Consider the following 13,577-nt stretch of genomic DNA (forward strand, 5'->3'; position numbering starts at 1 on the left):
AAGAAACAGAGCAGGTGCTACTCTGTTTCATCAATAATTTCAAGAAGCCGTTTTTTATTCTGTTTGATTTGTTTTTTCCGATTTGAATCCGGCCAGTACTCTTTTCTGACAAACTCGGCAGGCGGCAGCGGAGTTCTGACGGAATGATATGAATCATCCAGGCCGCTTACCAAAAGGTGGGCGTTTGTTCCGCCAAAACCGAAAGCGCTGATGCCCGCCCTCCGTTTTCCATCCTTCCAGCTTCTCAGTTCTGTATTCGGATAAAAAGGCGACTTTTCAAATTCAAAGCGGGGATTTGGCGTTTCACAATTCAATGTAGGCGGAATTTCCTTATGCCATATTGATAAAATCACTTTAATGAAACTTGCCGCTCCGGCGGCGCTTAATAAGTGTCCGATATTGGTTTTTACACTTCCTACTCCGCAAAATTGCGTTTTGTTTGTGTCTCTTCGGAATACTTTTGTCAGAGCCTGAAGCTCAATCGGATCTCCAATCATCGTGCCTGTGCCGTGAGTTTCGACGTAGCTGACTGATCCGGGAGTGATATCGGCTTTTTCAAATGCATCTTGAATAACCTGCTCTTGAAGCTTAGGATTCGGAGTCGTAATTCCCATTGTCGCACCGTCGTTATTAATAGCTGATGCTTCAATGATACCGTATATCCGATCTCCGTCAGCTTTTGCTTTCTCCAGCGGTTTTAACAGAACAGCGCCAAAACCCTCTCCGGGTACAAAGCCGTTTGCCCTTTCATCAAAAGTAAAACACTGGCCGTCCGGCGAAAGAGCTCCTCCTTCTGTTAACATCAGGTAAGGAATTTCATCCAAAAGCAGATCCGCCCCTCCTGCCAGCGCCATTTCTGAATCACCGTTTTTTATGCTTTGGCAGGCTAAATGAATGCTGACTAATGAAGAAGAACAAGCGGTATCAGACACCATGCTTGGACCGTGAAAATTAAAGAAATGCGACACATGTGAAGCAATAAAGTTTTGACTAAGCCCGACGATGTGGCTGCTGCTTTCTTTCGGCAGTTTGTGACCGTAGCCGGCCATTCTGGAACCGACAAATACGCCGACTTTTTTTCCCGATAATTCTGTTTCTTCATAACCGGCATCCCGTACAGTCTGTACACTCGTTTCTAAGAAATGTCTTATCAGCGGATCCGTTTGGATGGCTTTCTCCTCTTCCATACGGAAATACTCCGGATCGAAGCTGCCGATTCCATTGATAAATCCTCCCCATTTGCTGATGCTTTTTCCCTTTTGCTGCACCGGAGAGTAATTTTCTTCTATATTCCACCGGGAATCAGGTACTTCTTTAATATGGTTCTTCCCTTTTCTCAGATTGTCCCAAAATTCCTCTTTATCAGCCGCGCCCGGAAACTTACATCCGATTCCGATAACAGCTATCTTTGCAGAGGAAGCCGTCTGCGGTTCTGTATTTCGGCTCGTCACAGACTGTATATCATGCTGATTACTGCTTTGAGAATCAGTCTGTTCGATTTGTTTTTTCAACGGCGGCGCCGTCTTACCGATATATTCCGCAAGACCAAGAATCGTGTTGTGTTCAAGAAGCACAGTAGGGTCGATTTTTTTCTGAATCATTGCTTCTATACGATGTATAATGCTGACAAGAAGTATAGAATCCACACCGTATTCCTGAAAATCCGTATTTGGGTTAAGCTTTTCAAGGGGTATGCTCAATTCCTCGGCAAATACGGCAGAAAGTTCACTGACAAGCCCTTCTGAACGATCAAAAGTGCCGGGAGTCTCCTGTCTTCGGGCCGGAAATGAAGCCTTGCCGGTTTTATTGATGTTCAGGAGACTATCTGCATGAAACACTGTTCCTTTTTTCACGATAGGAATGATATTGGCCGATTTTTTCTCCAGTGCATGATACAAAATCGCCAGTCCTTCCCGCGTGGAAAGAGAGTCCAATCCCAATTCATCATATAAAGGACTCGTCACAGTCCCCATTCCGACTTCTTTCCAGCTCGGCCAATTGATGGACGTGAAATACGTTCTCCTCTTTTGAAAATGATAAGCCGCGAAATAGTCCATATATGCGTTTGCAGACGCGTAATCAGTCATTCCTTTCGACAGTTTGGGTGACTGTGCTGCAATTGATGAAAACAGAATAAAGAAATCCAGCGGCCTATTATTAAAAATCCGCTCCAAATTCTGAAGTCCAGTGACTTTCGGCCCGTACACCGTCTTAAATTCACTCATTCTTTTATGAATAAAGGCCGGATTTCCGCCGCTGTGCAGTCCTGCACAGTGTATGACACCGCTAATATCTTTAAATTCAAGGCTTACTTGGTGAAAGAATGAACGAAGCTTCTCTTCATTTGTGAGAGAACCGCTGTAATACAGATAGTCGACACCTTTCTCTTCAAAACTTTGAAACAGTTTTATATTGCTGACTGTCTTTTCGTCCTGTCTGCCCTCTTTCAGCAAATGATCCCATTCACTTCGCAAAGGTAATGGACGCGTACCCGTCAGCACGAGTTTTTTCACTCCCCGTTTCACCAAATCTTCAGCTATTGCTCTGCCAATGCCCCCTGTCCCGCCGGTAATGACGATGGCTTTATCCGCAGGAAATGAAACCGGCCCGCCGGTATGGATTCTTTCTTCTTCAAAATACGGAACATACCTGACGCCGCTGCGGTAGCATACTTCATTCTCTCCGGTACATTGCGCCCTTTCAATCTCAAAGATTTGTTTCAGCTTATGCGTTTCTTTCATGCTGTCTATATCTATTGTTTTCACATGAACAAAGCCGTATTCCGCAGAAAGGGCTTTCAGAAAAGCAGCTGATTCTGCACCCGTCAGCTTTGGTTTTTCCGCTTTAAATACCTGCAAGCCATTGGTTAGTTGTAAAATGGATAATGGTGTTTCCTTTTTACTCCGCTTAATTATTTCTTGTATAAATAAGAATTTACCATATGGGATGCCGTTCTGATTTTCACTCTGGTTTCCGATATCTGAGAAATCAAATATATTTTCGACCTGCCGCTCACCGCCCGAAAAGACCTCACAGATAACGTCGTATGCGTGGTTTTCATCTAATAAAGAACACTCAAACATTTGATCAGAGTGTTTTATAAATGAAGAGTGATGTTTTATGACAATCAGATTCTCCTGATCTATATCCGAACAAATGGTGCGGGCAATTGATTCTGTGTCTTGATTCACAAATACAACTGTCAGTCCGTACTCTTTTGTTTCGGAAGGATTTACAAACGGATTCTCCCTCCATTTTTTTTGCAAGTGATGTTGAAAAGAATGCTGAGGGATCTCTGCCCTCTCAGTCCTGAACGGAACCCAATAACGTTCTTTTGCAAACGGATAAGTCGGAATTGAGATCCGTTTACCCGGCTGCTGTAAATGTTGATGAACGGATTTCCAGTCGATATCCGCCCCCCAAACCCATAATTGAGCCAGCTTTTCCGCTTCACCGTTCTCAATAATGGTTTTTACAAACAATTCACCTGCTCTGCCTTCCGTTAACGCCTTCATTTTTTCAGCAAATGCATCTGATTGCTGATTAACATATACGCCTGGAACTTGCTTGTCCCCGCGGCAAAACTCAGATAATTTATCTTTCATTTCTTTAAGAGAGGTACCGGTAATCGCCGCTCTGGCCTCCATCGCTTCTCTGCCCGATTGTGTAGTGTATGCCAGATCCCGTAAAACGACGCTTTCCGATTGGCCGCCTTCCATCACTTCATTCGGGAACATGTCTCTTATCGCTCCGGCATATTCCTTCAGTAAGTATTCAGTAACCGCTTGAATAGAGGGGCAATCCGTTAATTCATACATCGTGAGTTCAATATGAAACATTTCGTTAATAAAATCCGCCATCCGGCTTAATTCCAAAGGCCCTACGCCAAATTCACTCAGGTGATCAGAAATATTAATTTCTTCCGGATGGATATGAAGCAATTCCGAAACAAACGGTTTGAGTACTTCATTCACCTTTTCTTTCATATCAGGCTGTTTATCCTTTACTCCAGGACTTAGTGAACGCTGAATAAAATCTTTCATGTTTTCGGCATACTCAAGAAGACGTTCGTTGTCTTTGGCAGATAACAGGACAATATGCGGTTCGTTCTCAACATGTTCTGTTGAGACGTTTGTTTCTTCATATTCTTCTATAATAATATGAACATTCGTTCCCCCGGCTCCGAATGAGCTGATTCCCGCTCTTCTCGGAACAGTTACTGTTTTTCCGTTTTCCTGCAGTTTCGGTTTCTTCCAGTCTTGCAATGACCGCTGTACATAAAAGGGAGATGCTTTAAAATCAATATTTGGATTCAAAGTCTCCGCATGTATGGAAGGAAACAGTTTTTTCAATTTCATTTGCAAAAGAACCTTTGTCAAACCGGCAATTCCCGCTGCGGCCTCAAGATGGCCGATATTTGATTTGACAGAACCAATTGAACAATATTGAGTGTGCTCCGTAAATTCCCGAAACGCTTTTGTTAATCCGGTGATCTCAATCGGGTCTCCCAGAGCAGTTCCCGTTCCGTGAGCTTCAATATAACTAATTGTACGAGGGTCAATACAAGCTTTCTGAAGCGCGTCCTGTATCAGTTCAGACTGACCATTCGGATTAGGAACCGTAAAACCGTTTGTTCTCCCTCCGTGATTGACCGCTGTCGCTTTAATCAGCGCATAAATATGATCTCCGTCCCTTACCGCTTCCGCCGCCGGCTTTAAAAGTACGGAGCCCACTCCTTCTCCCGGTACATAACCGTCACCGCCCTCGCCGAATGTACGGCATCGGCCATCACTTGCAAAGAAGCGGCTTTGATTTAATAATGTATATTTATTCGGATGAAGTGTAAGATTGACTCCGCCCGCAACAGCAAGTGTGCTCTCTCCTCTTCGTATACTTTCACAGGCTAAGTGAATGGCGTTAAGAGAGGATGAACACATTGTATCCACCGCCATACTCGGCCCCTTAAAATTAAAGAAATACGATATTCTGTTTGCTATTGCAGAAAATGGAGACCCGACGGCCAGTTCATTTCCTTTAAGTGATTCTTCAACGCCGAAAAATTGATAGCTTCCATATGTGACGCCTGCAAATACTCCGACCTTTTTGCGGGTCAGATCTGAAGGTTTATAACCCGCATCCTCTATGGTATTGTACACTGTCTCTAAAAAGAGACGTTCCTGAGGATCAAGAAAAGCCGCTTCTTTCGGTGATATCCGGAAAAATAAAGGATCAAACCGGTCTGGATTTTTCAGAAAACCTCCCCACTTATAGCAGCTTCCCTCGAGCATTTCCTTCCGGTCATCAGGAATTTCGCTTACGCAATCCCGTCCATTCATCAGCACATTCTGGAACTCCCTGATGTTTTCCGCACCCGGGTATCTGCCGCTGACACCGATAATGGCTATATCAGCAGAAAGGGGATCGGCCGCAATGTGCTCTTTTGAATCTTCTCCTTCAGAGCGTGCCGGCGCTTTTGTTTCCACTGGTTTTCTTTTTTGCTTTTTTTGATATGAAACAAGTTCAGATCTGCCGGCCGGGTTCAGCAGTTTCATCATTCGTTCGCTGTGATGACTCAGGAAATATTCGGCTAACTGCGATATTGAATGATATTCAAAAAATAATGTTTTCGACAATCTGCCGATACTTTGCTCCAGCTTTTTGGTCAGACGCATGATCATCACTGAATCAATGCCGTATTTCTCCAGGTATTGTTTTTCATCTATGAGTGAGGCCGGTAATTTCAATTCCTCTGACATTATATTTTTTAGATAACTGATGATATTTTGTCTTAATTCATCGCTTTGCAAATCGGCATCTTCCTGCTGGTCTGAATGTAAGCTGATTGTGCCGGCACGCTTCAGCACATCCTCAATCTTTTCTTTTCGGCCTTTCAGGGCAATCAGCTGTTCAGATGATTGACACAAGCTGTTCTCCAGAGCCTGTATTCCGTCACCGTCATCTAGCGGGTCAAGGCCGAGTTCCTGTTTCATGTAGGATATTCCTTCATCGTCAATATTCATCCCGCCGGAAGTCCATAGCGGCCAATTGACTGACACCACCCTTTCGGCAGACTCTTTTGCGGTCATAACTGCTGCATACTGATCCAAAAAGGCATTGGCGAAAGCATAGTCACATTGGCCGGCTGAGCCGAAGACTGCCGATGTAGATGAAAACAAGACAAGTAATTCAACTTTCATTTTTTTGATTTCTTCCGCCAGCCAGAGCGTGCCATAAACTTTCGAACCTGTGACTTGATCGATTTCTTCTTTTGTCTTTCTTAAGATAAAAGAGTCACGGAGTACGCCGGCACTGTGAAATACTCCATGTAAGATGCCGAACTGCTCTTTTGCAAAAGCAAACATCCGTTCAGCATCACTTTGTTTTGAAACATCAGATCGGATGTATTCAATTGTTGAACCTGAGCTTCTTAAATATTCGATCTTTTTTTTCTGCTCTTCAGTTAAATCAGAGCGCCCTGTCAATATGAGATTCGCTTTCCATTTTTCCGACAGATGTTTTGCCAGTATATAACCGAGACCGCCCAGGCCTCCTGTAATCAGATAATTCCCATGATGTTTCAGCGGCTGGGTTAAATCGAATGAGCCGGCTTTATTATAGCTTTTCGTAAAACGTCTGCCGTTTTCATAGCGCACTTCAAAATGGATATCCCGTTTTTCGTCACACTCTCTCTGATATATATCAGCTATTGCTGGAAGAGCGGCTCCCGCACCCTCTGATTGAGTGATATTGATAATCTGATAGTGAAAATTGGGGTGTTCCTGGTGAACGGTTTTCACCAATCCGCCGAGAGCATGATGCAGCGGCAGTTGTTCTTTATTCTGAGTTTGAAAAATATGCGTCAGTTTTATTATCTTTTTCCATTTTAATTCAATCAGCGTCTGTGTAATATACAGAAGAGAAAACAATCCGTTTTCCAATTGTTTCTGTATACCTCCCTTACTCATGTCAGCCTGAGAATCAGACCACAAGTGAAGAATCTTTTCGGGCGGCTGATAATGATCATGAATGTACCGGAACAGCTTTAGATAATCGTCTTTTTTCACGTGGTTCATACAAATCGTATCATCATGTAAAACAGCAAATTCTTCTCCGCGGATGACAAACAAGAGAGTGCAGTCCTTAAACAAACCGCTCAATTCTTGTATTTGCCGTTCATTTTCTGCAAAAATCAGGAGCAATCCCGTCAAGGGTACGCTCTTCGTACTCGGAATGAACGATTCTGTCCATTCCGGCTTGTAATATAAAAGAGGATGGTTCGATGCCCGTGATTTTTGATTCTGAATGGATGTCACACGGGCATAGCCTTCGTCAGCCGACATTTGTCCTGTTTGAATCAGATCAAGAATATCGCTGATTTGTTCACGTTTTCCGTTCATCATTCTTCCCCCATTAATTGTTTCAATACAGCCTTCTGATCAATATCATTGGTTTCCAATTGACGCAGGAGACGAATGAGTTCATCGTCCGTCTGAACAGTGTCTTTTTCATGACCATATCTGAATCTCACATCTCTGCACTCCGCCAGAATGCTTCCGTTTCCATCTGTAAATGTCATATGACACGTTACATCACGGCTGTTCTGCCGGTTCACTTTTTGAGTATAAACGTAAAAATTTTGAGCGAGAGGCTGATAGACATCCGCCGCTCCCATTCCGATCAATTCCGGGAAGGTTTCTCCGCTGACAAAAAACGCACTGGCTTGAATCGCGGACTCAAGCGCTTCAGGAGAAATCGTAAAATTTTCTCTTTTTGCATAAAGCTCATCCGGCATTGAATGAAGCGACAGCATTCCGTAACTGTTTTTCGCTGATTCAATGACAAAAGGCGCTTCAGCCGGATGTTCAGTCATTTCTGATTTGACTTCAGCAATATCAAGCGCTTCAGGAAGCATACCGCTTTCAGGCTTAACCATATGCGCATTTCCCTTGGCAAGACGTACTTTATTCTCATTTTTTGTGTTTGCATATATGTCAAACCGCGCAAAGTCACGCTCAGGCGTCAGCGTAATCATCAGTTCCCGTATATCTGTCATTCCGTTCATGCTTTCGGTCCACAATAAATCGGTCAATGTTTGAACTGGTTGTCCAAATGCCGCCGCTGCATTGACGATAGCCATTTCAGCCAAAGATGCATAAGGGAAAAAGGACACGTTTCCTTCAGACAGACTTAGTGCGAACGGATGATTACGGCTGATTTTTTTCGTGAAACTGAACTGATTAAAATCGGACGTGTTACTCCCCAAGAAAGGGTGACCCGTCTTACTCACATCCGCTGAAACAAGTGCTTCCCCTTTTTCCGCTATCCAATACCGCTGTTTGATCAGCGGTTGTCCCGGAATAGAAATCCTGCGGGCATTCCGATTCACCTCAAAAGTCTCCCAATCTATCTTTCTTCCGTTTACCCATTTGGATGCTGCTTCGGCGTAATCTGAACAAACGTGAGGCATTTCATTGTGAACTTCTGATTCGAATGTATTACCGGTATAGCTTAAGCTGCTTTTTTCACCCCTGGTATAAGCTGAAAGCTCTTCAGCAATGACCTGCCCGGAATCTGCCACTATCGCCAGCCGTTCTTCCATATGATCGCGTCCCGTCTGAAGTGTATAGGCAATATCCTGAAGACGCAGTTTATGATTGTTATCCTTCGATTCATTTTCTGATAGAAAATCAGCCATAACCTTCGCATATTTTATCAGCCGTTGTTTGTCTTGAGCCGATAAAACAAAGATCACTCGGCCGCTTTGATGATCAAAAGCTTTTGGCGGCTCATACGCTTCCAATATAAGATGCGCGTTTGTCCCTCCTGCCCCAAAAGCGCTTACCCCGGCTCTTAAAGGATGAACAGCATGGCTGTTTTGCGGAATATTCCATTCAGCCGCTTTCCGCTGCACTTGAAAAGGAACCTGATCAAAATCTATAAACGGATTAACAATATCGGAATGCAGAGAGGGAACAAGCTGCTTATTCTTCATTTGGAGAAGCACTTTCGTTACCGCAGCGATTCCTGCCGCAGATTCTAAATGTCCGATATTTGATTTCACCGAACCGATGGCGCAAGGATGGTTCAATTGATAGGAATCTTTCAGTCCTTGAATTTCAATCGGATCGCCTAATGACGTCCCTGTTCCATGCGCTTCAATATAATTGACGGTGTTCGGATCAATGTCAGCTTTACGAAGCGCTTCTGAAATGACCTCCGCCTGTGCATCCGGATTCGGTATGGAATACCCGCTCGTCTTTCCTCCGTGGTTAACGGCGCTTCCCTTAATCACACCGTATATTTGATCTTGATCTTCTATTGCGTTTTTCAATGGTTTTAACAATACAGCTCCGACTCCCTCACCGGGAACATAACCGCTTCCGTCTTTTCCAAAACTCCGGCATCTGCCGTCACTTGATAGAAACTGTCCCATGCTGAGGAACTTATATTTATTCGGATGTATTGACAAATTCACTCCGCCGGCTAATGCCATATCGCTCTCTCCGCAATGTATGCTTTGGCATGCGTAATGAATAGAGGTCAGTGATGAAGAGCACATTGTATCCAGAGCCAAACTCGGACCTTTTAAATGAAAGTAATAAGACACCCGATTGGCAATTGAAGAATAGACGGAAGCCGGCGAGAAAGCCACTCCGTTTTCTTCTCCTTCAAATAGTTGATATTGGCCCCACATGGCACCGACAAATACACCGACTTTCATCTTTTCCAGCATGTTTCTCGGGTACCCTGAGTCTTCAAAACAATTTTTGGCCGTTTCTAAAAAGAGCCTTTCCTGGGGATCCATAAGTTCTGCTTCCCGTGGGGAAATATGAAAGAAAAGCGGATCAAATTGATCGGCACCGCTGATAAAACCTCCCCACTTGCTGTAAGACTTCCCTTTCATATCTCTGTCTTCGCTGAAGAAATCATCCATATTCCAGCGGTCAGGCGGGATTTCTGTAATACAATCTTTTCCGCTCTTTAAATTCTCCCAAAATTCAGGTAAGTCTTCAGCCATCGGATACTTTCCGCTTAATCCGATAATGGCAATGTCTTGATGCCTTATATCAGCCGTTTCATTTATTTGGATCTCACGGCTTTCATCCTCTATGAAGGTATCTTGAAGTGCAGATTCCAATTTTTCTTTGTCACCTTCAAACACGATCAGCTGTGATGCGTTCAGAGAGAGTGAATCTTGAAAAGCTTTGATCCCATTGGTTTTACTAAGAGGAACCATACCGATTTTTTGTTTCATCCATTTTTCAGTTTGTTTATCCACTTTCATGCCGCCGTCTTCCCATAGGGGCCAGCCGATGGCTACTGAGACGCCGGAGCGTTCTTTTTTCCGCCTCATTCCTTCACGCCACTCAGCGAAAAGATCGATGAACCTATTGGCCAGGGCGTAATCCGTCTGTCCGATATTCCCGTACATCGAGCTGCTTGATGAAAACATCACAAAGAAGTCCAAAGGTTCGGTTTGCAGCAAGCTGTCCAATAAGACCGTCCCATTTATTTTCGGAGCGATCACTTCCTGAATTTCATCTTTTGATTTTTGAATCAATAAAGCGTCGTGCGTCACACCGGCACTGTGTATCACACCGTTGATTTCTCCGAATTGCCTTTTAATGGTTTTTATGATTCGCTCTGCATCGCGGCTATCTGAAAAATCTCCTCTTATATATTGAACCGAAGAACCGCCTGCTTTCATTCGGCTGATTTTGTTCTTTTTGTCTTCCGTCAGTTCAGAACGGCCCGCTAAAATAATATTGGCTTTCGTTTGCACTGCGATATGTTCTGCAAATATAAGGCCTAAGCCGCCGGCCCCTCCTGTAATCATGTATACTCCGTTTTCTTTAAAGGAGAAACTTGAGTTTTGTGCCGGTTCTGCTTCCCGTAAGGCACGGACCCAGCGCACATTTCCTTCATAATAAAGATCGGTTTCTCCCGGATGCGCTTCAGTTGATTCGCATCTGATGATTTCAGCTGTAAGAGCCGGCAACGATGACATGTCTGAAACTGATATCCCGATTGTCTTAAGGGCCAGTTTCGGGTTCTCAAGCAAAATAGACTGCCCTGCGCCATGGACTGAAGCGTAAAGCGGCTGATCATTTTTATGATCCGCCGGATAAAGGAAAAGCGATACAACCTTTTTTTCCGCCTTGCTGCGCATCAATGCCCGGCTGAAAAAGAATAGCGGGTAAGCCCCTTTAGAAAGCTGTTCACTTATTTTTTCCGGGCCGGCAAATGATCCTTCCGGCCACCCGTACACCACAGTGTCGGGCATTTGCCCCCTTTTTTTCAGATCAGCTGCAAGCCTGTCAAAGTGAGCTTCCTCCCTGTGGTCTATCTCATAAACACCGTCTCCGTGATAGGAGAAACGATTCCCTGATAAAACGAGAATGATCTGTGTATTTTCGAATCCATTTTCCCGCATAAAATGAAAAAGCTCTCTGTTATATTGAAACAGCAGACATGTTCTTTTCTTTTTATTTCCGCAATGCGGGTCCCAAGCGGCAGCCTTTTGTCTCCAATACGGCGTTAAATAGGTCAGAGCCGTATGATTCTCTCCATGATGAAGAGGGAGGTCTTTGTCAACGGAAGTCTTTTCGCCGCTCTCCGCAAAATAATTTGCAAGTTTTTGAATCGTCGGATACTCAAACAATAAAGTAGGGTACAGTTCCCTGCCTGTTTTCTCTTCCAATGCTTTTACGGCTTGCATAAGTGTTACGGAATCCAGGCCTTGTTCATAAAAACCTTTTACCACAGAGAGTGTTTCAGGGGCAGTCCCTTTGATGTCTGCGATCAGCTGCTGAATGTCTCCTTCTGTTATAAGAGCGGAAAGATTTTCGTTCTTACTTTCTTTCATGTCAGGCAGTTCAGCCGGTTGATTTTGCGTTAAGAAATAATCGGACATTTTTTTATTTTCTTTAATATACGCGGCGAGTTCCCGGATCGTTTTCTGCTCAAACAGGAGTGTAGGATACAGCTGTTCCCCTGTTTTGTTTTCAAGTTCTTTGACAATGGCAAGCAAAGAAGCGGAATCCAGGCCTTGTTCATAAAAACCAATGTCTGTCCTTATGTCACGCAGATCTAGATTTGAAACCCCGGATATTAATTCTTTAAGGTGTGTCTCAATGCTTTCGCTTCGATCTATGATGGAATCTTTTCTGATCAGGCCGTCTTTTGGCTGAGAAGCCGCTTCAGTTTCCAAACGAGTCTGCTTCAGGTTTTCAATTAAATCTTTTGAGCGAATATGTTTCACAGACAGCCGCGTAAAATAAGCGATCATCTCCCCGTGTGCATCGTACAAACCGTAACTGACTTGGATGACATCCCCTGAATCATGATGTTGGTCTTGCTTCTCTATGTACACATAACACCTGTCTTCCAGGCGCTTCGTCATACGGAAAGATTCAATATGAATGGGAATATACGTTTTCATCCGGCTTGCCGGAGATCCTTGTGTAAAATATTCGGGGCATGCCTGATAAAGGATCGATATGATGGTAGACGCATCAAGAAAAGTGGGATGTAATTGAAAATAGCCGGTATATTGTTTGGCAATTTGGCTGAGCGACAACTCTGCAAGTACAGAATGATCAGACGCATAAACCTTCCCCAGACTCTTCATAAATTCAAAATGCTCTATATCAACCTTTTTTAAATAGTCATAACATATCTCCATATCGGCTTCACGGACGGAGGCATGTTTGATTTCATCGATATGAATTGAACTCATGCTTTCCGGGAATTTCTGCATGAGCCTGCAGTTCATATTCTCATCCCAGCTTTCATCCAGAATGCGGTCATCTTTTACCTTTCTGCTCTTCGCCTGGATTTCCCATCCCTGTTCCAATCCCTGAAAACGGATGCGGATTTCTCTGTCAAAGGTATCCGATGTTGCTACAGGTTCCAAATACAAAATATTCTGACACTCGAGTTCTTCAATAGGCAAACCTTTACTCAGCGCCATACGGTATATCATATCTAAAAATGTGACACCGGGTATAATCCGGGTGCCATGCACTCGGTGATCCCTGACAATATAGTCCGTATGTTTAATTGTTAATGTGAACTGATAGTTTTGATTACTGGCCACCTGTCTCATTCCTTTTCTTTTCTTTATAATTCTTTGAAATCAAGTAAAGGAATCAGCAATTCTGACTCTTCCTTTTCTGGAGTTTCTCCATTGTCGATCCAGCATTGTTCCTTATTGAATATAACCGGAGAAAGCGGGTGTCTTTTTGTCTCTCCATATCCTAATGTGAGATGGCTGTCGCTCAATATCATATGTGCGTTCGTGCCCCCGAATCCAAAAGAACTGATTCCGGCTCTCAAAACCCCTTTTCTGGGACGCCATTCTTTTAAAGACGTGTTCGGAAAGAATGGCGACTGATCAAATTTAAAACGCGGATTTGGCGTTTTACAATGTAATGTCGGCGGGAGCATCTGATTTTTTATGGATAAGGCAACCTTTATAATACTCGCTATCCCCGCTGCGCTCATTAAATGTCCGAAATTCGTTTTTACGCTGCCTACTCCGCAAAATTGCGTTTCTTCCGTAACCTCCCGGAACA

3 protein-coding genes are annotated in these 13,577 nt (G+C 43.8%); all 3 read right to left on the reverse strand.

Annotated features, from left to right (window positions below; all coding sequences use genetic code 11):
* Positions 1-17 precede the first annotated feature (17 nt).
* Positions 18-7,397, reverse strand: coding sequence for an SDR family NAD(P)-dependent oxidoreductase (locus tag ACWJJ4_RS16805; protein WP_454021817.1), 7,380 nt, complete (start codon positions 7,395-7,397; stop codon positions 18-20).
* The gene (locus ACWJJ4_RS16810) at positions 7,397-13,099 is read right to left on the reverse strand and encodes a type I polyketide synthase (protein ID WP_454021818.1); all 5,703 of its coding nucleotides are present in this window, start codon (positions 13,097-13,099) and stop codon (positions 7,397-7,399) included. The genes ACWJJ4_RS16805 and ACWJJ4_RS16810 overlap by 1 nt, the downstream gene beginning before the upstream one ends.
* 23 nt (positions 13,100-13,122) lie before the next feature.
* Positions 13,123-13,577: ketoacyl-synthetase C-terminal extension domain-containing protein (locus ACWJJ4_RS16815; protein WP_454021819.1), on the reverse strand; the 455-nt coding region annotated here is incomplete at its 5' end.

The sequence above is a fragment of the Bacillus sp. JK62 genome, assembly GCF_053663455.1.